At 40.3% G+C, this 22,675-nt stretch carries 17 protein-coding genes; 8 read left to right on the forward strand and 9 right to left on the reverse strand.

What is annotated here, in order from left to right; all coding sequences use genetic code 11:
* Positions 1-107: 107 nt before the first annotated feature.
* The 3 genes from rnd to PAT01_RS02790 form a co-directional block, all read right to left on the reverse strand.
* Entirely contained in the window at positions 108-1,238 is a 1,131-nt protein-coding gene (gene rnd, locus PAT01_RS02780; protein WP_064387254.1) for a ribonuclease D, read from the reverse strand.
* A gap of 51 nt (positions 1,239-1,289) precedes the next feature.
* Entirely contained in the window at positions 1,290-2,942 is a 1,653-nt protein-coding gene (gene fadD, locus PAT01_RS02785; RefSeq protein ID WP_004586367.1) for a long-chain-fatty-acid--CoA ligase FadD, read from the reverse strand.
* A gap of 115 nt (positions 2,943-3,057) precedes the next feature.
* Positions 3,058-3,909, reverse strand: a complete 852-nt coding sequence (locus tag PAT01_RS02790) for an alpha/beta hydrolase (RefSeq protein WP_054981947.1) — start codon at positions 3,907-3,909, stop codon at positions 3,058-3,060.
* Between the two features lie 579 nt (positions 3,910-4,488).
* Between PAT01_RS02790 and PAT01_RS02795 the strand changes: the two genes are divergently transcribed.
* Entirely contained in the window at positions 4,489-5,778 is a 1,290-nt protein-coding gene (locus PAT01_RS02795; RefSeq protein ID WP_154944693.1) for an alkaline phosphatase, read from the forward strand.
* A gap of 64 nt (positions 5,779-5,842) precedes the next feature.
* Here PAT01_RS02795 and PAT01_RS02800 read toward each other — a convergent pair whose 3' ends face one another.
* The 5 genes from PAT01_RS02800 to PAT01_RS02820 all read right to left on the reverse strand — a co-directional run bounded on the left by PAT01_RS02800 (position 5,843) and on the right by PAT01_RS02820 (position 13,077).
* Complete coding sequence (locus PAT01_RS02800; protein WP_154944695.1) at positions 5,843-6,172, reverse strand: hypothetical protein; 330 nt, start codon at positions 6,170-6,172, stop codon at positions 5,843-5,845.
* Between the two features lie 68 nt (positions 6,173-6,240).
* Entirely contained in the window at positions 6,241-6,945 is a 705-nt protein-coding gene (gene tsaB / locus PAT01_RS02805; protein ID WP_154944697.1) for a tRNA (adenosine(37)-N6)-threonylcarbamoyltransferase complex dimerization subunit type 1 TsaB, read from the reverse strand.
* 9 nt (positions 6,946-6,954) lie between these two features.
* The gene (locus PAT01_RS02810) at positions 6,955-8,871 is read right to left on the reverse strand and encodes a DNA repair helicase YoaA (RefSeq protein ID WP_029772969.1); all 1,917 of its coding nucleotides are present in this window, start codon (positions 8,869-8,871) and stop codon (positions 6,955-6,957) included.
* A gap of 98 nt (positions 8,872-8,969) precedes the next feature.
* Positions 8,970-10,823 (reverse strand): M20/M25/M40 family metallo-hydrolase, encoded by a 1,854-nt coding sequence (locus PAT01_RS02815; protein WP_171036123.1) that lies wholly within the window; start codon positions 10,821-10,823, stop codon positions 8,970-8,972.
* 73 nt (positions 10,824-10,896) lie between these two features.
* Positions 10,897-13,077, reverse strand: coding sequence for a M4 family metallopeptidase (locus tag PAT01_RS02820; protein WP_138577183.1), 2,181 nt, complete (start codon positions 13,075-13,077; stop codon positions 10,897-10,899).
* 503 nt (positions 13,078-13,580) lie between these two features.
* On the opposite strand from PAT01_RS02820, the gene PAT01_RS02825 reads away from it, so the two are divergent.
* Both PAT01_RS02825 and PAT01_RS02830 read left to right on the forward strand, forming a co-directional pair.
* On the forward strand, positions 13,581-14,864 hold the full coding sequence (locus PAT01_RS02825) for a cation:proton antiporter (protein WP_064387250.1): 1,284 nt from the start codon (positions 13,581-13,583) through the stop codon (positions 14,862-14,864).
* A 133-nt stretch (positions 14,865-14,997) separates the two neighbouring features.
* A complete protein-coding gene (locus tag PAT01_RS02830; protein WP_249318347.1) occupies positions 14,998-16,935 on the forward strand; it encodes a cytochrome c/FTR1 family iron permease in 1,938 nt (645 codons plus the stop codon).
* A 79-nt stretch (positions 16,936-17,014) separates the two neighbouring features.
* On the opposite strand, the gene PAT01_RS02835 is transcribed toward PAT01_RS02830, so the two are convergent.
* Positions 17,015-17,263, reverse strand: coding sequence for a hypothetical protein (locus PAT01_RS02835; RefSeq protein WP_004586377.1), 249 nt, complete (start codon positions 17,261-17,263; stop codon positions 17,015-17,017).
* Positions 17,264-17,698: 435 nt separating this feature from the next.
* On the opposite strand from PAT01_RS02835, the gene hisG reads away from it, so the two are divergent.
* From hisG to hisH, 5 genes are read left to right on the forward strand one after another with little or no spacing between them, the layout of a single operon-like run.
* Positions 17,699-18,598: an ATP phosphoribosyltransferase gene (gene hisG, locus PAT01_RS02840; RefSeq protein WP_004586378.1), complete on the forward strand. Its 900-nt coding sequence runs from the start codon at positions 17,699-17,701 to the stop codon at positions 18,596-18,598.
* 5 nt (positions 18,599-18,603) lie between these two features.
* Complete coding sequence (gene hisD, locus PAT01_RS02845; RefSeq protein WP_138577185.1) at positions 18,604-19,905, forward strand: histidinol dehydrogenase; 1,302 nt, start codon at positions 18,604-18,606, stop codon at positions 19,903-19,905.
* Positions 19,895-21,004: a histidinol-phosphate transaminase gene (hisC, locus tag PAT01_RS02850; RefSeq protein WP_138577187.1), complete on the forward strand. Its 1,110-nt coding sequence runs from the start codon at positions 19,895-19,897 to the stop codon at positions 21,002-21,004. The genes hisD and hisC overlap by 11 nt, the downstream gene beginning before the upstream one ends.
* Positions 21,001-22,062 carry a bifunctional histidinol-phosphatase/imidazoleglycerol-phosphate dehydratase HisB gene (gene hisB / locus PAT01_RS02855; RefSeq protein WP_024031732.1) on the forward strand — a complete coding sequence of 354 codons (1,062 nt, stop codon included), beginning with the start codon at positions 21,001-21,003 and terminating at the stop codon, positions 22,060-22,062. Before hisC ends, hisB begins: the two co-directional genes overlap by 4 nt.
* On the forward strand, positions 22,059-22,649 hold the full coding sequence (hisH, locus tag PAT01_RS02860) for an imidazole glycerol phosphate synthase subunit HisH (protein WP_004586382.1): 591 nt from the start codon (positions 22,059-22,061) through the stop codon (positions 22,647-22,649). Before hisB ends, hisH begins: the two co-directional genes overlap by 4 nt.
* Positions 22,650-22,675: the final 26 nt, after the last annotated feature.

Raw genomic sequence — 22,675 nt, forward strand, 5'->3', positions numbered from 1 at the left:
TTCTAAATGAGATTTTTTAACGCAGATAGCGACACGTTTAGCCCCTAAAAATGATTAAATATTATTGCGAATTGGTATAACATAGCCTGTTAGCTTAAAAAGTGGGTTTAATTATCCCACTCTTTAAGTGCGTCTTTAACAAAACTGTAGCGCCAAGAATTAAGTAAATCAGGTTTAATATGATTTAGCTTTTGCTCATCGGTGAGTTTCCAATTCCAGCTAATAAGCTGATTAATTTGCTTTTTAGAGGCCATTACATCCTCTGGTATACCCTGCTCTTTTGCCACTTTCGTGATTTTTTGTTTAATATCTTTAGCTACTTTTTTATAAGCCGGAAAATCAATTAAACGTTTAAGCACTGGCGGATGCTCATCAACCGGGAGTGCTTTGGCCTTTTCAATACACTTTAGTATTTCGACTCCAGAGCGGTTTACTTCCATTGACTCAACACCCGGAATTTGTCTTAGCGTATTTAAGCTCGAAGGCCCACGTTTAGCAATTTCCGTCATGTTGTGCTCTTTAAGCACAAAGTTAAGCGCTAAATTTTTACGAATAGCTTTATTACGACGCCATACAGCTAATTCTTTTAATACCGCGAGCTCGTGTGGTTTTAGTTGCCATGCGTTTTTTATATCTTTGTAAAGCAGCTCATCTGGGGTTTGAAAGGCGCGTTTATTTGCAATTAACTCGCTCTCATTTATGACAATATCAAATAGCTCAGCTTTATTTATACGCTCTATTATTAGTTCAAAACAAGGCAGTAAATGAAACGTATCAGCGGCTGCATAATCGAGCTGCTTTTTAGTTAATGGGCGCTGTAGCCAATTAGTTCGCGATTCACTTTTGTCTATTTCTATGCCTAATAGCTCTTTTACCATTAGCGCAAAGCCCATACAGTTGCCTTCGCCTAAAAGCTGAAGAGCAAATTGTGTATCAAACAATGGAGCGGGTACAAAGCCTGCATATTTTTGAAATACTTCAATATCTTCTGAGGGGGAATGCAACACTTTCAGTACTGATGGATCTTGTAATATTTGCCAAAATTCAAATAACGAGAGTTCGGCAAGTGGATCTATAAGGGCGAGATGCTCACCATCATATACTTGAATAAGTGCAACTTCAGGGTACAAAGTACGGCGGCGCATAAACTCTGTGTCTATGGCTAAAATAGGCTTGTTTTTTATTTGCTCAACAAAGGTATTGAGTTGATTTTGTGTTTCGATCAATTGGTATTGCACTTAATCTCCTACAATAAAAAAGCCGGCTAATGCCGGCTTTTTTATAGTTTACTAATCTTTTAGGGCTCTTCTGAGAATTTTACCTACATTTGTTTTAGGTAACTCATCCTTAAACTCAACGAGTTTAGGCACCTTATAATTAGTTAAATTATCACGACAGTGATTTATTATATCTTTTTCAGTTAAAGAAGGGTCTTTTTTAACAACAAAAACTTTAACTTGTTCGCCACTTACATCGTGCGGAATACCAATAGCCGCGACTTCTAGTACGCCGTCGTGCATGGCAACCACTTCTTCTATCTCATTTGGGAACACATTAAAGCCCGATACAATGATCATGTCTTTTTTGCGGTCAACAATATAGAAGAAACCTTCATCGTCGTATGTGGCAATATCGCCGGTAGCAAACCAGCCATCTTGCAAACATTCTGCGGTTGCATCTGGGCGGTTATAGTAACCTAGCATAACTTGTGGGCCTTTAACCCATAGCTCACCGGGTTCACCTTTTGCCGCTTCTTCACCGTTTTCAAGCATTAGCTTAATTTCGGTATTAGGAGCAGGTAAACCAATAGAGCCATTATAAGCTTCTAAATCGTACGGGCTTACAGTTACAAGCGGTGCACACTCAGTTAAACCGTAACCTTCCATCAATTTAGAATTAGTCACTTTTTGCCATTTTTCGGCTACAGGACGTTGTACCGCCATACCGCCACCTAATGACATTTTTAAATGACTAAAATCAAGCTCTGCAAACCCTGGTGTATTAAGTAACCCGTTAAACAGGGTATTTACACCGGTAATAGCAGTAAATTTATGCTGATTAAGCTCTTTAACAAATGCTGGCATGTCACGTGGGTTTGTAATTAATACATTCAAACCACCGTATTTCATAAACGTTAAGCAGTTAGCCGTTAACGCAAATATATGGTAAAGCGGTAATGCAGTAACAACAACTTCAGTACCACGGTCTAATACTTTATCTAAACAGCCCGATACTTGCTCAAGGTTACCAACCATGTTGCCATGACTTAACATCGCCCCTTTAGATACGCCGGTTGTACCACCCGTGTATTGTAAAAAGGCCAGATCAGATAAGCTCATTTCTGGACGCGTATACTTTGCAGGGTCACCTGCTAACACATCTGAAAACTTAATTGTATTTGGTAGGCTGTAGCTAGGTACCATTTTTTTTATGTATTTAACCACAAAATTAACGATATGCTTTTTAATACCACCCACCATGTCGCCCACTTGGGTAACAACAATGTGTTTTACATCCGTTTTTGCAAGTGCTTTTTCAAGCGTGTCTGCAAAGTTAGCCAATATAAAAATAGCTGACGCGTCAGAGTCTTTTAATTGATGCTCAAGCTCTCGTACTGTGTAAAGTGGGTTTACGTTAACCACCACACACCCTGCACGTAAAATACCTAAAATAGCGATAGGCGTTTGTAACAAGTTAGGCATCATTACGGCAACTTTGTCGCCTTTTTTCAAACCTAAATCATTTTGAATATACGAGGCAACACGTTGTGTCGCTGTATCTATTTCATCATACGATAATGTTTTACCCATATTCGTAAATGCAGGTAAATCTTTGTAATCGGTAAAACTTTTTTCGAACACTTCGAGTAACGAGTTGTAATGCTCAGGATCGATTGTTTCAGGCATACCTTCTGGGTAGCGCTTAAGCCAGATTTTTTCCACTCTTAGCCCCTGTTTATAATTATATTTTTATTAACCTTAATCTAAGTAAGGCACTTTAACAATTGAGCAAATACTCTAATGCAGGAATAATCCCACATTTGGCGCTAATTTACAATTAACATGCACCATTTTGCAGCATAAAGGCTTGAATATGCTCAAAACATAACCCACTGCTTTGCATATGGCAATGATGCCCGCCATCTACATTAATTACCTTCAAGTTGTTGTAATAGCTAATATACTTGGCCAAATTTTGTTTTACAAACGAATAACCTTGGTTACCTAAAATTAATTGGCTTGGTGCAATTAATTGTTTTATTGCACCAATACATTGCGCTTCATCAAACCTAAAACCTGAGTGATTTTTAAGCTTAGGGTCTGTTGTTAACTCATACCCTAGTTCACTTTGCTTAATATTACGACTCATCAATAAGGTGATCAGTTCGTTATTTAAATCTGTTGTATTTGCACGCGCTTCAATAATCGCTGATTGCGATTTATAAACGCGCTTTTTTTTATTGTAGGCGCGCTCTCTGTTCAGTATCGCCCCTTTTAATTGCTCACATACTTCATCACTGGGGGTTGTAACACAGCCAATCCCTTCAATAAAGGTAACTGAATACACATACTCACTAAAACAACTAGCAAATAAACCAGCCACCATTGCGCCCATTGAATGGCCGACTAAATGTACCTTTTTTGCCCCTAAGCTCTTTATAAGTTGGTACACATCGTCAATATAATCAACAAAATAATAATGAGCGTCCTGTGCGCGCCAATCAGATAGCCCATGCCCAGCAAAGTCAACACAATACCAAGTATGCTGCGGATTAACCTTATCCAACATAGGTGTAAAACTATTACTGTTATCTAGCCACCCATGCAAGGCTATAACCAGCTCATCGCCAGTGCCTTTTTGTAAGCCACGCAATGTTATATTTCTTGTTTTTATTTCAAATGGCTGCAACAGACACCTCTTTTTAACGTGCGACATTATTTATAACATACTAGTTGTCAGACCTCTAATACCAAAAGTTTTTATATTTTTTATATTTATAAAGACCACTTTATTTGTAAGGTTAACTTTTGAATTTTAATTATGTATTTAATTTCAACAAGTTAAAATATTTTAAGTTTCATTAATTCAATAAATAATTACAAACAGAGCTTAAATACTCTTCAGGTAGGTAATGTATACCACTATATTCATTACACTATAATTAACATAACCTAAAAAAATGGCTGTATTGTTTTAGTGACAATTAGCCAAACCTGTTTATATACTTTGCTTTTTATTCTTACTTCATTTCATTATTATACGAGGGCGTATTGAACTTTGTGGATTGAAATTTGTTCAATCTACGGGCGGTTAAATCCTGGTACGAGGTTTGTAACCTTGTGGACGGAGTAAAAACCTAGCAAAAACTTAATCGCCTTAGATAGAATTTTTGGGCAGCGCATGTTTGGTATTTATGCTGCAAATTCAACACGCCGTAACCATATACAATTGTGGTGCTATTTAAACAGCACATTCATAGGGATAAAAATGAAAAACCAACTTAGCTTATTAGCGCTTTTATGTGCATCTACCAGTGTTTATGCAAGCGATGCACCTAAAAATGTAATTTATATGATTGGTGATGGGATGGGTCCTGCCTATACAACCGCTTATCGTTATTTTAAAGATGATCCAACCACCAAGCAGATTGAAACAACCGTATTTGATACTATTTTAACAGGCATGGCGCGTACTTACCCTGACGATCACACTTATGTTACCGACAGTGCTGCAGGTGCAACCGCACTGAGTAGCGGCCACAAAAGTTATAATGGTGCTATTGCAGTCGGTACAGACAAAAAGCCTGTTAAAACCATGCTAGAAATAGCAAAAGAACGCGGTATGACAACGGCATTAGTGGCGACCTCGCAAATTAACCATGCCACCCCAGCTAGTTTTGCTACACATAACGAATCACGTCGAAATTACGATGCGATTGCTAATGAATACATAGATAACAAAATTGCCGGTAAACTCCCTGTTGATTTAATGCTAGGCGGCGGTACGCAGTATTTTATTAGAGAAGACCGTAACCTCGTGGATGAATTTAAAGCAGCTGGTTATCAATATAGCGACGATATAAAAAACCTTGGTCAGATCACAAAAGTACCGGCACTTGGCTTATACGCCCCAATAGGTCTGCCGTTTGCGCTTGATGCTAATTCAAACCACTTAACGCAACTAACAGCTAAAGCATTTGATTTACTCGACGGCCAAAATGAAGACGGCTTTTTTGTCATGATTGAAGGCAGCCAAATTGATTGGTGTGGACATGCTAACGATGTAGCCTGTGCCATGGCCGAAATGGATGAGTTTGCACAGTCGATTGAAAAAGCAAAAGCCTATATTGATAAAAACCCTGATACTTTATTAGTGGTTACTGCAGATCATTCAACTGGTGGGTTAACCCTCGGTGCGCACGGACAATATAAGTGGGATACAGAAGTTATTAAAGGTGTTAAAGCAACAGCCGTTGAGCTAACAAAGCAATTACTCGCTGCTGATGACCTAGAGCCTATTTGGCGCGCCAACACAGGTATTGAATACACACCGGCTAATAAAGTAAAACTTGAACAAGCGAAAAAAATGGGCGAAACAGCGCTTAATTTAGCCATTAAAAGTATTATTAGTGACGCCAGCTTTACTGGTTGGACAACAGGCGGACACACCGCTGTAGATGTACAAGTATTTGCCTACGGTAAAGGCAGTGAACACTTTAACGGTGCTCAAAATAATACAGATATTGCCGATAAACTAATTGGCTTTATTAAACAGTAGCCATAAGCTTACGCAAAAAGCCCGAACCAGTGTTCGGGCTTTTTATTTTTTACTATTACGGGGGCTAAGCGTATATATCGACGCCTATTAAATCTTGTACTTCGGCGCGACGCTCTAAATTTGCAAATTCAGTATATGTTGAAATTGCTTTACTCACCGTTGGGCTTGGTTGGTCATAAATAGTTTGGCTGTACTTTGCGTTACTAGTGTTTCGACTAAAGTATTGATTAGCAAGCTCTACACCCGCTTTACTAGTTTTTACATAATCTGTGTTTATTTTTTGAGTGGCGCTATCATCCGCTAAACCTTGTGGTTTAGAGGGTAAAATTTTTGTAGAGGTAACCTTTGCAGGAATATCTCCAGTAAAAAAACCAGCGCCAATTGGCAAAGTCATAGATAACTTCCAACAACAAACATATTAAAAATTATGATTTAAAAACACTCAATTTGCAACTCTTGTGCTTATTCGCGACCCGGTAGTTTTTTCCATGTTACTGTATCGCGCACATATTTAGGTTGCGCATCGCTTGCTTTAACAACCTCGCCCTTCAAAAAGGCCGTGTCTACATGGCTAAGCATATAACGAGCATCTGGCAAAGTAATGGCTGTATTTATGGTTATATCGCTAACGTTTTTAAGTGCATCAGGGTAACTTTTAAATCCCGTGCCAACGGCAATCGCGTGTAACTCTTCACTGTTTATATGCTCTTTGCTTAATAACTCTGGTTTTATAACACACTCTTCATTTACCAACTCCATGCGTGCATTATTTACCTGGTATTGGGCAAAATAAATTTCTCCCATGCGCGCATCTATAGCTGAATACACTACTGGTGCCTGCGTTTGTTCGTACGCTTGCTGGGCCATAATTGCCAAGGTTGATACGCCCACTAATGGTAAATTGGCTGAATAAGCTAACCCTTGTGCAATAGCAACACTAATGCGTACACCGGTAAAGCTACCTGGCCCTTGGCCAAAGCCAATAACGTCTAAGTCTTTTAATTTACACTGTGCTTTATTAAGAAGCTCATCAACTAAAGGGAGTATTTTTTGACTATGTTGCTGTGGGCATTCTTCAAAATGATGAAATGTTTGCCCCTCAAAGTGTAAAACTATAGATAACGCTTCGGTTGAGGCGTCTAGGGCAAGAATATTACTTTTAATCATTTTAGTACTCTAGTTAATGTGTTTTAAAAATGTGTTTGCATCTTCTAAGCTTCGCGTGCGGCGCATCGGCGGTAAGCTTTTTAAAAATACTTGGCCATATTGGCGCGTTACTAATCGGTTGTCGCAAATAACCAGCACGCCTTTATCTTTGTTATCTCGTATTAAACGCCCCACGCCCTGCTTGAGCGCAATAACAGCTTGCGGTAACTGTATATGAGCAAACGGGTCTTTGCCTTGCATTTGGCAATCTTGCATTTTGGCTTGCAGTAATGGGTCATCCGGTGCTGCAAAAGGTAACTTGTCAATAATAACACAGCTTAGCGTGCTACCACGTACATCAACCCCTTCCCAGAACGAGGCAGTACCTAACAATACCGCATTACCATGGCGCGTAAATTTTTCCAGTATTATACGCTTAGACATTTGCCCTTGCATATAAACTGGGTAGTCCATTTGTGTGGTTAACCCCTCAGCCACCAAATGCATCATTCGGTAACTTGTAAACAGTACAAAGCAACGCCCTTTAGCCGATTTAATCAGCTCTAGGGTTAATTTTATAATTGCATGAGGCATATTCTCTGCATGCGATTCAGGCAAATATCGTGGTAAGCATAAAAGCGCCTGATTAGGATAATCAAAGGGGCTATCAACCATCATACTTTGCGCAGGAGTAATACCTAAGCTTGCATTAAAGTGATCGAGCTTATTATCAACCGATAACGTGGCTGAGGTAAATACAAACCCTGCGCCGGTGTCTTTCATCATTTGAGCAAATTTAGCAGAGACATTAAGGGGCGTAATATTAACCGTTAAATAGCGCCGCGTGGTTTCGTACCAATAGCTAAAGCCCGTTTGTGCGGTATCAAAAACACGCTCTAACTGACCTTTAAACGCTAATGTACGCTCAAACGGATGCTCTATTTTATCACTTCGCTCTAGGCACAGTTTTAATACCTGATAAACAAAGTCTAAATCGCTAATTACCCGATGCAGCGCTGCGCAAATTAATTTATCACTGAGCTTTTCGCGCCAATCTCCTCGGCTTCCATCTACACCAAACTGTAAACGTAAATCAGCCACACTGGTTTCAAGCTTATTGAGGCTTTTGCCAAGCTGCAGCATATCGGGAATTTCTGCACGGTAAATAGCGCGTAAATCGTTAATTAAATCCACCAGCTTTTTAGTGCTAATACTTTCACCAAAGTAGTCACTGGCAATTTCGCTAAGCTGGTGTGCTTCGTCAAAAATATAAGCGTCGGCAGTAGGCATAAGTTCGGCAAAACCGGAGTCTTTTACTGCCATATCAGCAAAAAATAAATGATGGTTTATAACCACTACATCCGCTTCGGCTGCATTTAAACGCGCTTTGCGTATATAACATGATTGAAAGTCTGGACACTCTTTGCCTAAACAATTATCGGCTGTCGAATTAACATAGGGCAGTACCTTGGCATCTTCTTCAATACCAATACAGTCAGCTAAATCACCCGAGTGTGTTTCACTGGCAAATTTTGCAACCATAGCAAGTTGATGCATTACATCAGGATCGTCTGTTGGTACATGGGCTACATGTTGGTTTAGCCTATAAGTGCACAGATAATTAGCGCGCCCTTTTAACAATGCGGTTTTTTTAGATGCATTAAGTGCTTTTACTAGCTGAGGTAAATCGCGGTGGTATAACTGCTCTTGCAAGGCCTTAGAGCCTGTAGAGATAATTGTTTTACCTTTAGATTTAAGGGCAGGCGCTAAATAGGCAAACGTTTTACCTGTACCAGTGCCCGCTTCAACCACTAACTGCGTGCTATTTTTTAATGCATCGTTAACGGCAACGGCCATATCAATTTGAGGTTGGCGAGGCGTGTATCCATCTAAAGATAACGCTAACGGCCCGGTTGCACTAAACAGCTGTTTGATAATACCAGTCACTTTACAAAAAATAATAGCGAGATTTTACGTAAGCCTGGCTATAAGGGCAAGCCAATTGAAATTAGAATTTTGCAAAGGGGCTCACACCCCTTTACACGTTATTGTGCATTTATAGATAACGTGACATTGCTGGCATTGCTATACCCTTTTAAATCGATATACCAATTACCTGTTTGTGGCGCAGAAAACGAACAGGTTTCGCTATTGCCATTTTTATATGGCCTGCACAAGTACTCAGAATCACTAGAAGGAGTGCCAAAGTTTACATATAAATCAGCATCGCCACTGCCACCAGACATTGTTATATCTAATGATGCGTACTGCGTATTTAAACTTTGGCTAAAGCGTTGCCAGCTCCCAGCAGAAACACTAATGTTTGTTATGCTCCGATTGATAGGCTCAATACTCCCCCCTTCATTGTAACTTCCGGTTAGGGATACATTTTCTATCGCATTCCATGCGTGTACCATCACATAGTAAACTCCTTCACTAGAGGGATTAATATCGCAACGTTCATTACTACTTGAGGTAGTGCTTTTACAATCATAATCGTTCAGCGTAGGTGCTTGATTGTAGCGTACATATAAGTCTGCATCGCCTGTGCCCCCAGTCGTAATAAAATTTAAATTGCTCGCACTTTGTGGCACAGCTAATGTGTAAATAAACTGCTCTTTTGCAACCCCTGTGATCCCACTAAGTGTTTGCCCATTGGTTAATTGGTTATTAGTAGGAGGCAAAGTATCGCCGGCATTTTTTGCCATTTCGGCAACATAACTTACTGCCAACTTTGCGAATTTACTGGCATGTTGAGCATCAAATTGGTTATCGCTTTGGGTGTGAATAAGCGGGTTTATATCGCCCATTTTTGATTCAAAAGGCATAGAGGCTGCAAACCCTTGCTGATACCATGACGCATGATCAGAACAACCATAACCACACTGATCAAATCCATAATTTAATTGCGGTAAGTAGGTATCTAAAAGCGCTGCTAAAAACTGATTTTGTGCATTGTTAGAGTAATCAGTCATCATGACTATATCTTCAAGGCTGCCATTATTGCCTGTCATATCAAACTGCACCATGCCCACTACATTTTTACCCTGCGATTGGTAGCTGCTCGCAATATCACTTGAACCTCTAAGGCCAACTTCTTCCGCTGCAAACGCCATAATTTGAATCGTACGCTGTGGTTTGTAATTAGTTTGTACAATAGCGCGCAGCGCCTCTGATAGCACAGCAATGCCTGAGGCGTTATCATCAGCACCGGGTGAACGTCCATTACTTGGGTTTGACTGATTTATCGAATCAAGGTGGCCGCCAATAATAACAATTTCATCTGCTTTTTCATTGCCTTCAATTGTCACTATAACCGACGATTGCGCCCAATTATGCGGGTAAGTTGCAATGCTAATATCACTGCGACTTTGCGCTATTTGTTGCCAATATGTGTTTAACCAATTTGCAGCATCTATCCCAGCTTGTGAGGTGTAATAACGATTATTAAAACTGGTTAAAGAGTTAACAGTGCTATCGAGGTTAACGGTGCTAATTGATGACATTAAATTTTGTACTGTTTGTTCGTTATCAATAGAATAACTAAATGCTAATGTATTTTGTATAGTATGCGCCGCGGCTAATTGTGTTGCGTAACTGCTCGCCTCTTGCCATGAATCATGTGCCACAAACCCACCGCACCGATTATAATTGTGGTGCATAAATTCGCTTAGATTATTTACCTGATCAGCAGGTATATTCACCAAGTCTATATTTTCAAGCGCACTTGTTGAGCGCTGTGCATAGGGCAATCTTTGCACTAATCCATGCTGGGTATACTCATAATGTGCCGCTGCAGTTGAATCTATGCTTACCCACACTTTGTTTGTTTCACTTTGAGCTACAACGCCCATTGTAGTAAATAAGCTCAGTGCACTTAGTAGTTTAAAAGGTTTCATTGGTATTCCTTATAATTGGCAATACTGGTATCCATAAAATTAAAAAGGGGCACTAGGCCCCTGGTATCAATGTTTAATTAGCAGACACACTCAGTGTTACTGCGCTTGCATTACTGTACCCTCTTAAATCTAGGTACCATGTACCTGATTGTGGGTTATCAAACGAACACGTTTCACTGTTGCCATTTTTATAAGGTCTACACAAATAAGTTGACGTACTCGACGCTGAACCATAATTTACATAAAGATCGGCATCGCCACTTCCACCAGAAATAGTAACGGTTAAATTACTATAGCCCGCTCCTAAGTCTTGAGTAAATCGAGCCCAGCTATTAGTTGAAACACTAATATTAGACTCGGTTCTGTTAATCGGTGTGACGCCTCCTGTTGAATTGTTAAAACTCCCAGTAAGCGATACATCAGCTATAGCATTCCATGCTTCTACCATTACATAGTAGGTGCCTGCTTGGACGTTCGAAATACTGCAATTTTCGGTGCTTGAAGAGGTGGTACTTTTACAGTCATACGTATTCAGTGTGGGTTTACTTCCAAACATTACATATAAATCTGCATCGCCCGAGCCACCAGCGGTATTAAACTCAAGATCTGTTGCCCCCGCTGGTACATCGAGTGTAAAAAACATCTGCGCTTTTGCAGAGCCGCTGATCCCCGTACGTGCCACTTTATTTGTTAACGCCTCATCCGTAGGCACAGGTGTGCTTGAGCAATCGCTCCCTGCACTTAGGTTTGAACTAACTCCCACTGCCGCCAAAGCAGCTTGTACATCGCTTGGGTTGTAATTTAAGTCACACGCAGCGTCCATAACGCCGTTACCGGCCAAATCCCAATTTGTACTCGCACTCCAATAAAGCTGATTCGCACGTGCCATGACTACAAATGCTTTTTTAGTATCCCAGCCGGATGTAGTAGCAAGGTTATAAAATGCTTTGTTAAATACACCCGAGCTATAGTGCACATCCATGCCTGAGGTATAACTACCTTGATTATCTATAGAGCGTCCATCCTGTGATGGGTTATTCATATAGCGAAGCGCGCCATTGCCTTTAAAAATATCTTGTCCGACTAACCAATCGTTAGTGCCTTTCATGTAATACTCAGCCGCTTCACCAGCCATATCTGAAAAAGCTTCATTTAAGCCACCAGACTTACCGCTGTAAATTAAGCCAGAATTCTGTTCGGTAAAGCCATGGCTTACCTCATGCGCCGATACATCAAGGCTTACGAGTGGGTAAAAAGTGCTTTGCCCGTCGCCAAAGGTCATTGCACTGCCATCCCAAAATGCATTTTCATAATTACTTGAATAATGTACGCGCATTTTTAACTGAAAACTTAGCGGTGGCGATCCCACCCAGTCGTTATACATATTAAAAATAACGTTACCAAAATAATGAGCATCGTTAAGCGGCGAATAAGCCCCATTTATCTCTTTTACTGTATTCTCTGGGCAAGTAAATGAATGGGCAGCAGAGCCACTTGTGCCGCCATTGAGATTTATAGTTCTTACATTGGCATTATCCATAACACAGGTGTTACCAGATTGAGACACATCTAGGTTGCTAAAGTCAGTACCGTAAATGTATTTACCTGTTTTGAGATTCCCCCCTGGTCCCGTAGCATCAGCATGTTGTAAGTTATCGTAGCTGAGCAAAACCTCACCGGTATTAGCATCGATTATTTGATAAGGGCGTGATGGCGATTTGCCGTAGGTTACATACGATACTTCATACACCAAATGCGCCTTACTTTGTTGATCAACCCAAATCGCTAACCTTGATTTCTCATTGTGTTTTTTTAAACCTTTAGTTTTTGCAGCTATGCCTACATTTTGGCTTTGAAGCATGGCTTGTTTTACAGATAATTTAGCGCTTACATCGTTTATATCGCCTTCAATATCGTACACCGCAGCCCCATGGGCTTTTTTAAGCATGCCATTTTTAAATGAAAGGCTTAAAGTGTCACCAATTACTGGTAAACCTTGATATGTTTGCTGATATCGGCGAGTTACTTCACCGTTATTACTTATAAACTCTTTTAATACAACTAACTCGTTCCTTACACTTAACCCAATCAAGTCTTTAGGGCTAGTAGATAAAATGGATGCAGAATTTGATTGCATCATGTTATTTAAAGCCGTTTGTTGATTTAGGTATTTCTTGTTCGCAGCTACTGCATCTGTTGCTTGAACCAAGGTTAAAGCAGCAAAAGTTGCTAATGTGATTTTTGATAAATTCACGTTTACGCTCCGTCAAAATATTTAGTTTGTAGTGGATTTGTATTAACCGGAACTACTTGTACCCGATTAAGGATCAAGCTTATGTTACAAATTTGAGTTATGAAAATTAAACATTTAATTTACAAGTAAAGTATTAGGAAACGTAAGAACAACAGAAATTACAGTAGGTTAAAAAACACACAAAATCAGTGAAACCTTAAACAGATACAAATTGTATACATATATTTACACTAAATTACACTATTACACCCGCAAAATAGCCGCGTTTACTTTATTCAATTAACGGCATTAATTAGCCACTACGTTGCCTAGGCAACTTTGTATTAATCTCTTCATTACAAGCAATAACACCAGTAAATTTGCATTAACTATATGTCTCCTAAAGACATAAAAAAAGTGCTAAAAGCCCCATAAATACTGTGACACAGCCTAGTCACAAGAGTAATATACGGCTCGTTTAATTCGCTCTTTTTTGTTCTCTAAAATAAATTTAAGGTTAGCCAATGAATGCTTGGTATCTCATTTGTTTTCTCTCTGCTATCGCAATTTTTATTGCTTATGCAAACCAGTATGTTCTTAAAATGCAAACAACGATTGCTATAACAACGGGCTCGGTTGTTATATCGTTGTTATTAATTATTTCAGTTAAGTTATTAGGCGATACAACTGCATTGGAAATGACGCAAGTTGTAGCCAGTATTAATTTTAATGAATTGCTTTTAAAAGGCATGCTTGGATTTTTGTTATTTGCAGGTGCTTTAGAAATTAACCTGTTGGCACTGCGTAAACAACGATGGGAAATAACCGCTTTAGTTTTGTTCTCTACCGTAGTCTCTACTTTTTTAATTGGCTATTTAAGTTTTTATATTTTTGCCGCTCTTGGCTGGCCCGTCCCTTTTATTTATTGTTTACTTTTTGGCGCCTTAATAAGCCCAACCGATCCAATTGCTGTACTGGCAATTATTAAACAATTACGCGCCCCTGAAGGTATTTCGGTACAGGTAGAAGGCGAGTCTTTATTTAACGATGGTATTGGTTTGGTAATTTTTACTACGCTGTTTTCTGTTGCATTTTTTGGCACCGATGCCAACCCAGCCGACATTGCAGAGCTGTTTTTTGTTGATGCCATAGGTGGAATCGTGTTTGGTTTAGCAATGGCCCTTGTGGGTCACTTTTTAATTATTAACTGTAAAGATGTAAATATACGCCTATTAATAACCTTAACCATTCCAACTGCGGGCTTTGCCGCTGCCAATGTATGGGAAATATCTGGTGCGCTTGCCATGGTAACCAGTGGTATTATTTTAGGTAATATTACTCGCGCAAAAGCAACCGAGCGCACAGGGCCTGAAAACACGCGCTATATTAAAGACTTTTGGCACGCCACCGACAGCTTTTTAAACGCTTTGTTGTTTTTGATTATTGGTATGCTGATTGTCACTATGCCAGTAACAATGGGTGAAATTGGCTTAGGCCTTGTTATGATCCCTGCTATTTTATTAGCACGTTTTATTAGTGTTGGTGCGCCATTTGTAATATTTAAGCGCTTTAAAAACTACGACAAACACAGCGTTAAAATTTTAACATGGGGTGGTTTACGTGGCGGTTTAGCATTAGCTATGGCTGCAGCTATTCCTCGGGATCAAGTATTTATATCAGGCAGTGATCTGCATGATTTAATCGTTATTGTGACCTATGTTGTGGTTATATTTTCTATTATTGTGCAAGGTTTAACTATCTCTCCTCTCATTCAAAGTAGTATTAAATCTGCCGAGCAAAGTCACTAAGTTTTCTTTATTAAACCCGCAGTCTATTCACTGCGGGTTAGTTATTTATGGGGGATTATTTTTAGCACGGTTTTATTTATTTTAAGCGTAATAAAAATAGTTTTAATTTTAAATGTTTTTTATAGGGCTAATTATGTCCAGTAAGTATACCAGTGTTTTTTCGTTATTTTATGGCATTACACGTCGCCACGTTTTTCTCTTTCCTTTGTTCTTACTCACTTTTTTATGTTTTTCTGCTTTTGCCTCAACGCCTGCTGAGCAAGCTAAGATTAAACAAATATCACAACTTGCAGAGTACGTAGGGGTTGATTACGTTGGCGCGGTGCAAAAAGGCGAGGTAGTCAGTAAAGACGAATTTCAAGAAATGTCTGAGTTTGCAAATTTAATAAGCACGCTAGCCACACAGTTAAGCAGTGCTAATAATCAATACAGTCATATAAAAATACAAGCTGGCGCCTTACATAACGCCATTATAAATAAACAAAGCGTACAAAGTGTTCGTGCTGCCAGCTCAAAGCTTAGGGAGTCTTTGCTTGAATTTATGCCACAGCTTTCTTTGCCTACATCTTTATTACCCCTAAAACAAACAAAAGCACTTTTTGCAGAAAATTGCTCTATGTGCCATGGCATAAATGGACAAGGTGATGGCCCACTTGCTAAAGGTTTAACACCACAGCCCACCAACTTTACGGATAAAGAGCGAGCCACAAATCGCACAATTATGGGATTATATGAAGCTGTATCCAATGGCATAGACGATACGCCAATGGTTGCTTTTAGCCAATTTAATGAGCAACAACGTTGGTCACTCGCCTTTTATGTAGGAAGTTTAGCTTTTCAAGATATAACTAAGCCGCAACACAATAACCAGACAATCAGCACTTCAGACATCATTAATCTTAACCCTGCGCAGCTTTCACAAAATCAATCCCCTGCCCAAGTTCAATTTATTAAGTGGCTGCGCGGTAATCCAGAACACTTATTTAAAAACAAAGCTCAGCCACTTAGCGTTGCACGCTCGCAACTTATTGCAGCGCAAAATGCACATGCTAATGGTGAATATGCAAAAGCCAGCGAACTGGCTATCAGTGCCTATTTAGATGGTTTTGAGCTGATAGAAAATAACTTAAATGCATACGATGAAAGCTTGCGTAAAAGCATTGAAGTACAATTGATGAACTTACGTAACACATTCAAAAATGAAAAAAACACCGAGCTTGTCAGTGCGCAAGTTAATGCTGTACTTGCACAATTAACAAAAGCAAACAACCTACTTAATGACACCACACTTAGTGATGGCGCCTTGCTATCAGCCAGTTTAGTTATTTTGCTGCGCGAAGGCCTAGAGGCACTATTAGTTGTTATAGCGCTAATGACCGTACTTATAAAAACCAAACGCCAGGATGCGCTTAAATACGTTCATATTGGCTGGGTAATGGCCCTCATAGCAGGTGGCTTAACATGGGCAGCAGCGCAAACATTAATACAAATAAGTGGTGCCAGCCGTGAAGTAATGGAAGGTATAGGCGCCCTATTTGCAGCTATTATTTTGCTATATGTTGGGGTATGGATGCACAGTAAAACCAGTGCTCAGCAGTGGCAGGCATATATTCAGCAAAATATTAATACGCGATTAGAGTCTGGCACACTATGGGGGCTCACGGGCCTCTCGTTTATAGCGGTATATCGTGAAGTGTTCGAGACGGTATTATTTTATCAGTCGTTATTAACGCAAAGCTCGCAAGCACAGTATTCATCGGTTGCGATGGGCTTTGCATTGGGTGTGGTTTTATTAGCGCTTATTGCATGGGTGTTAGTTAAATATTCGATTAAATTACCTATTGCTAAGTTTTTTGCGTATACAACTTACCTATTATTTGCACTTGCCTTTGTATTAATGGGTAAAGCTGTCATTGCATTACAAGAGGCTGATTTAGTCGCGATTAGTGTAATGCCGATAAACTTCGATATTGCACTACTGGGTTTAAAATCTACGTGGCAAGGCTTTATAGCGCAACTTACCGTAGCTGTTATATTTAGCTTTTACATTATTAAAGCTAAAAAGCACTAACAAATATATAAAGCGTAAAGAACAACACGCCCTTAATAGTAAAAAGTTGTACGTGGCTTTTTACTATTAAGGGTTTAGATCATGCCCACGTATCTAAATGTTTATTCCCTTCGTCATCTACGGTAATCGCTTTTTCATTAGCTGCACTTGCACTTTTTTTGCCCTGCGCCTGCGCTAATCTTTTTTTGTTGAGCGTCTGCTTTTTTTCATTTTCAAGCTTAATTTTTTGCGCTTGCGGCATATTTTGCACACCTGCAATATGAAATGTACTTTTTGGCTCAAGCTCTAACCGCGAAATTTTCCCTAAAAAAGGGATCATTATATCCATACTCCCCTCCTTAACCTGTTTATTAAAAATTAGATAAATTGACCAACAAAGCCCAATTTGCCTACAATTTAAACATTAAAACAACTAAAAATACTGATTAGCTCTCAATATTATCGGCAGTTATAAGATATGCTTTAATTTGGTAAAAAAAAACTTGCCTTAGCTAGGCGGTTTATGTTTTTATGAATGCGAAATTTATTGAAACAGATTAAAGCTTAACGCTCACTAAATAGCGGTAAGCAAAATAGGATACAAAAATGCGCTTAAACCTGACAACAGTACATCATCACCACCATTCACCGGAATAACCTGTCAGGTCTTTCGCTGAGAGGTTATTCCTAAAAGGAACCTCTGGCGATTCAAAACACATTGATTCATTTTCGCCCTGAGGTTCCCCTCGGGGTTTTTAGTTTTTAAATTAAAGGAAAATGAATAATGAGTAACACAAATCGTCTACGTATCGCCATCCAAAAAGGCGGTCGCCTGTCTAAAGATTGTCAAGATTTACTAAAGCAACTAGGTGTTAAATTAAACCTACGTGAGCAACGCTTAATTGCACACTCAACCAATATGCCAATTGACGTACTTCGTGTGCGCGATGACGATATTCCGGGCTTAGTAATGGACGGTGTTTGTGATTTAGGTATTGTTGGCGAAAACGTACTAGTAGAAGTACAAGCCGAACGCGAACGCCAAGGTGTACCAAGCGAAGTTAGCAAACTAGCAAAACTAGACTTTGGTTACTGCCGCCTTGCACTTGCATGGCCACAAGAGCTTGGCCCACGTGATAAAAGCTGGTTTGAAGGCAAACGTATTGCAACAACCTACCCAGAAATTTTAACGCAGTGGTTAAAGCGCGAAGGCATTAATGCAAGCACTGTAATGCTTACAGGCTCAGTAGAAGTAGCCCCACGTGCCGGTCTTTCAGATGCAATTTGTGATTTAGTTTCTACCGGTGCAACGCTTGAAGCGAACGGCTTGATTCAAGGTGATACAATTTTAGAATCAAACGCGTGTTTAATTCAAAATAAAGACCTGCAAGATGAAGACAAACTAGCACTAATCAATAAGCTTATGCCGCGCCTTCGTGGTGTTAAACAAGCTAAAGAAAGCAAATACATTATGCTACACGCGCCAAAAACTAAACTTGATGAAATTTGCGAAATTTTACCAGGCTCTGGCCAACCTACTCTACTTGCACTTGCTGGTAACGAAGAGTACGTAGCGCTACACATGGTAAGCAGCGAAACATTATTTTGGGAAACAATGGAGCAGCTTAAAGCCCTAGGCGCTAACTCTATTTTAGTAATGCCAATTGAAAAAATGATGGAGTAAGTACCATGCTTCGTTGGAATGAGGAATCTTCACAAGTACAAGCAGCGGCGCTAATGCGCCCTGCGGTTTCTGCCAGCGCAAAGGTTGAAGCTATATGCCAAACAATTATGAGCGATGTGAAAGAGCAAGGTGATAAATCCTTACTTGATATGGCTAAAAAGTTTGATAATAGAGCTAACCCTCGTTTACGTGTACCGCTTGATGAAATAAACGCATCAGAGCAAGCACTAAGCGCAGAGCTTAAATACGCAATTGACACCGCTTATGCAAACGTTAAACGTTTTCACGAAGCGCAATTGCCTAAAGATATTAAGTTATCAACCCAACCTGGCGTTGAATGTGAACTGAAATATCAGGCCATCGAAGCTGTGGGTATTTATGTACCAGGTGGCAGTGCTCCACTGCCATCATCGGTTATTATGCAAGGTGTACTTGCACAATTAAGTGGTGCTAAAACCGTCGTACTTGCAACCCCTGTACAAGGTGATGAAAGCATTAACCCTGCGATATTATATGCAGCTAAGTTATGTGGCATTACAACTTTAATTGAAAGTGGTGGCGCAGGTGCAATTGCCGCAATGGCCTACGGCACTGAATCAGTGCCTAAAGTGAACAAAATTTTTGGCCCAGGTAATAGCTTTGTAACGATGGCCAAACAGCTTGTTGCGCAAACGATCCCTGGAATGGCAATCGATATGCCAGCAGGCCCCTCTGAAGTACTAGTTATTGCAGATGAGCGTGCAAACCCAGAATTTATAGCGGCAGATTTACTCTCGCAAGCTGAGCACGGCGCAGACTCGCAAGTTATTTTATTATGTAACAGCGAAAGTATCATTGAGCAAACGCAGCGGGCACTTACACGCCAGCTTGCTAACTTAAGCCGCAAAGAGACAGCCGAGCAAGCTCTGGCTAATTCATCACTTATTTTAGTCGACTCTGTTGAGCAAGCATTTGACGTATCAGCGCAATATGGCCCTGAGCACTTAATTTTGCAATTAGCAGATTCAACACCTTACTTAGATAAAGTAAAAAATGCAGGCTCGGTATTTGTTGGCGACTACACGCCAGAATCAGCGGGCGATTACGCATCGGGTACTAACCACGTGTTACCTACCTACGGTTACAGTGCAACCTATTCAAGCTTAAACTTGCTTGATTTTTTCCGCACTTACACAGTACAAACTATAAGTAAAAGTGGCCTAACACAGCTGTCAAAAGCTATTTTGCCACTAGCAGATGCAGAAGGCCTTGATGCACACGCAAATGCGGTTTCAATTCGTTTAGAGGCAATTAAAAATGAGCAATGAGAGCGCACAAGCGACTAGCTTATTACCACAAAATATTGCAGCTCTTGCTGCCTATAGCTCTGCTAAAAGTGAAAAGCTAACAGGGTCAACGTGGTTAAATGCCAATGAAAGCCCGTACGCTAAAAATATTGAACTGAGTATTGAAGATTTAAATCGCTACCCAGATCCACAACCGCAACTGGTTATTGACCGCTATGCTGCGTATGCAGAGCTTGAAAGCGAAAACGTATTAATGACGCGCGGCGCCGATGAAGGCATTGAGCTTTTAGTACGTACCTACTGCGAACCTGCAAAAGACAGTATCGCGTTATTTTTGCCAACCTACGGTATGTACAAGGTAACCGCTGATACGCACAACGTTGCAATCAATGGCTTAACCCAAGCGTTATTACTTGATGGCAGTGTTGATGAAATAGTTGAGGCAGTGGGCAGCTCAAAATTGGTGTTTATTTGTAATCCAAATAACCCAACCGGTAGCATAACCCCCCTTGAAAAAGTAAAAGCAATTGCAACAGCACTTGCCGGTAAAGCTTTAGTTATTGTTGATGAAGCCTACATTGAGTTTTGCCCTAAGCAAAGTGCTACAGCGCTGATTAACGAATATAGTAATGTAGTGGTACTGCGCACTTTATCTAAAGCGTTTGCGCTTGCAGGGCTAAGAACCGGCTTTACACTTGCACAAGAAAGTGTACTTGCACCTATTCGTAAAGTGATTGCGCCGTATCCGGTATCGGGTGTGGTAGCAAGTATTGCAGCACAAGCCATAGCGCCTGATGCAATAACATCAATGCGCCGACAAGTGACTATTTTAAATAGTTTAAAAGCTAAACTTGTACAGTGGTTAAACGCATCCCCAGCTGCATTAAAAATTCTCACTGGTGAAGGTAACTTTGTTACCTTAAAATTAGCCGACAAAAACTACTTTAAAGTAGCACTTGAACAAGGTTTAGTGATGCGCGCGTTTACCCTATACGGTGAAGACGATTGGCTACGTATCTCCATTGGTAATGAGCAAGAACTTGAGCAAGTAAAAATTTGGTTAGATGGCCTTGATAAGCCAGCAACCTCACCTCTTTTATCAGGACAAGAAGTATCATGAGTAACCCCTATTTATTTATTGACCGTGACGGCACCATAATTGAAGAGCCAATCACCGACAAACAGGTAGACAGCCTAGAAAAATTAGCGTTTTTACCTGGTGTTATCCCGGCTTTATTACAGTTACAAGCCGCAGGGTACCGCTTAGTAATGGTATCTAACCAAGATGGCTTAGGCACAGACAGCTTCCCGACTGCTGACTTTGATATAGCACAAGATAAAATGATGGACATACTGCAAAGCCAAGGCATTAGCTTTGACGAAGTATTAATTTGTCCACACTTTGACGAGCAAAACTGTGATTGCCGTAAACCTAAAACAGGTTTATTAACTGAACTTATGCGCTCAGGCAAGGTTGATTTAGCTCGCTCATACGTGATTGGCGATCGTCAAACCGATATTGGCCTTGCTCAAAACTTATGTTGTGAAGGCATTTTGTATGATGGCAGCTGGCCTGCCATTGTTACAAAGCTTACAACTGCCAATCGCGAAGGCCGTGTTACGCGTAACACCAAAGAAACCCAAATTGATGTAGCCATAAACCTAGATCAAACTAAAAACGGTAGCATTGAAACAGGCCTTGGCTTTTTTGATCATATGCTTGATCAAATTCGCACCCACGCCAACATTGGTCTAAATATTAAAGCGAAAGGCGATTTACACATAGACGAGCACCACCTTGTTGAAGACATTGGTATTGCCCTAGGTGTTGCGCTTAAACAAGCGCTGGGTACTAAATCGCAAATAGCGCGCTATGGTTTTGCGCTACCTATGGATGAGTGTAAAGCTGAAGCACAAATTGATTTATCGGGCCGCGCTTCATTTGTATTAAACGCTAACTTTAGCCGCGAAAAAGCCGGCGATTTAGACGTACAAATGGTTGAGCACTTTTTCAAAAGCTTAAGCGATAATGCCGCTATTAGCCTTATTTTATCGGTGAGCGACGGTAACTGTCATCACCAAGTAGAAGGCTTATTTAAAGCGTTTTCACGTGCCCTTCGTATGGCAGTAGCACAAGACACGACCCAACAAACAGCCAGCTCTAAGGGATGTTTATGATTGCCATAATTAATACCGGGTGTGCCAATATAAATTCAGTTCGTTTTGCCTTTGAACGTTTAGGTCAAACGCCAACAGTCATTACCTCACCAGAGCAATTAGCTGGTTTTGAGCGTGCAATATTACCAGGCGTTGGACATGCATCTGTTGCCATGAAACGCCTTGTAGATAATGGCTGGCAACAAGCTATAAACGAATACCAGCGCCCACTTATGGGAATTTGCTTAGGTATGCAGTTACTGTGCGAAAGCACCGAAGAAGGTAACGTACAATGCTTAGGTAAAATACCAGGCCAAGTAAAAGCCCTTGATGTTGGCAATTTAACATCGCCGCATATGGGTTGGAATAACTTAAGCGTAAATAAAGAGCATGCACTCACCAAAGGCTTAACACAAGACGAGCAAGTGTACTTTGTACATAGCTTTGCGCACACCGTGAACGATGCAACACTTGTAAGCGGCGAATACGGCCAAACCTTTTCAGCCATAGTTGCAAAAGACAACTACGCTGGCATGCAATTTCACCCAGAGCGCAGTGCAAAAGTAGGCACACGTTTATTACAAAATTTTGTTGATTGGCAGTTATAAACGGCCCATTAACCAACAATAAAGAG

This window comes from Pseudoalteromonas atlantica, from assembly GCA_007988745.1.
Classification (GTDB): Bacteria; Pseudomonadota; Gammaproteobacteria; order Enterobacterales; family Alteromonadaceae; genus Pseudoalteromonas; species Pseudoalteromonas atlantica.

What these genes read in the sequence shown, in the direction of transcription:
- PAT01_RS02795 (WP_154944693.1), top strand. Translation starts at nt 4,489, where the DNA reads ATGAAAAACCAACTTAGCTTATTAGCGCTTTTATGTGCATCTACCAGT.
- PAT01_RS02800 (WP_154944695.1), bottom strand. Translation starts at nt 6,172, where the DNA reads ATGACTTTGCCAATTGGCGCTGGTTTTTTTACTGGAGATATTCCTGCA.
- tsaB (WP_154944697.1), bottom strand. Translation starts at nt 6,945, where the DNA reads ATGATTAAAAGTAATATTCTTGCCCTAGACGCCTCAACCGAAGCGTTA.
- PAT01_RS02815 (WP_171036123.1), bottom strand. Translation starts at nt 10,823, where the DNA reads ATGAAACCTTTTAAACTACTAAGTGCACTGAGCTTATTTACTACAATG.
- PAT01_RS02825 (WP_064387250.1), top strand. Translation starts at nt 13,581, where the DNA reads ATGAATGCTTGGTATCTCATTTGTTTTCTCTCTGCTATCGCAATTTTT.
- PAT01_RS02830 (WP_249318347.1), top strand. Translation starts at nt 14,998, where the DNA reads ATGTCCAGTAAGTATACCAGTGTTTTTTCGTTATTTTATGGCATTACA.
- PAT01_RS02835 (WP_004586377.1), bottom strand. Translation starts at nt 17,263, where the DNA reads ATGGATATAATGATCCCTTTTTTAGGGAAAATTTCGCGGTTAGAGCTT.
- hisG (WP_004586378.1), top strand. Translation starts at nt 17,699, where the DNA reads ATGAGTAACACAAATCGTCTACGTATCGCCATCCAAAAAGGCGGTCGC.
- hisD (WP_138577185.1), top strand. Translation starts at nt 18,604, where the DNA reads ATGCTTCGTTGGAATGAGGAATCTTCACAAGTACAAGCAGCGGCGCTA.
- hisC (WP_138577187.1), top strand. Translation starts at nt 19,895, where the DNA reads ATGAGCAATGAGAGCGCACAAGCGACTAGCTTATTACCACAAAATATT.
- hisB (WP_024031732.1), top strand. Translation starts at nt 21,001, where the DNA reads ATGAGTAACCCCTATTTATTTATTGACCGTGACGGCACCATAATTGAA.
- hisH (WP_004586382.1), top strand. Translation starts at nt 22,059, where the DNA reads ATGATTGCCATAATTAATACCGGGTGTGCCAATATAAATTCAGTTCGT.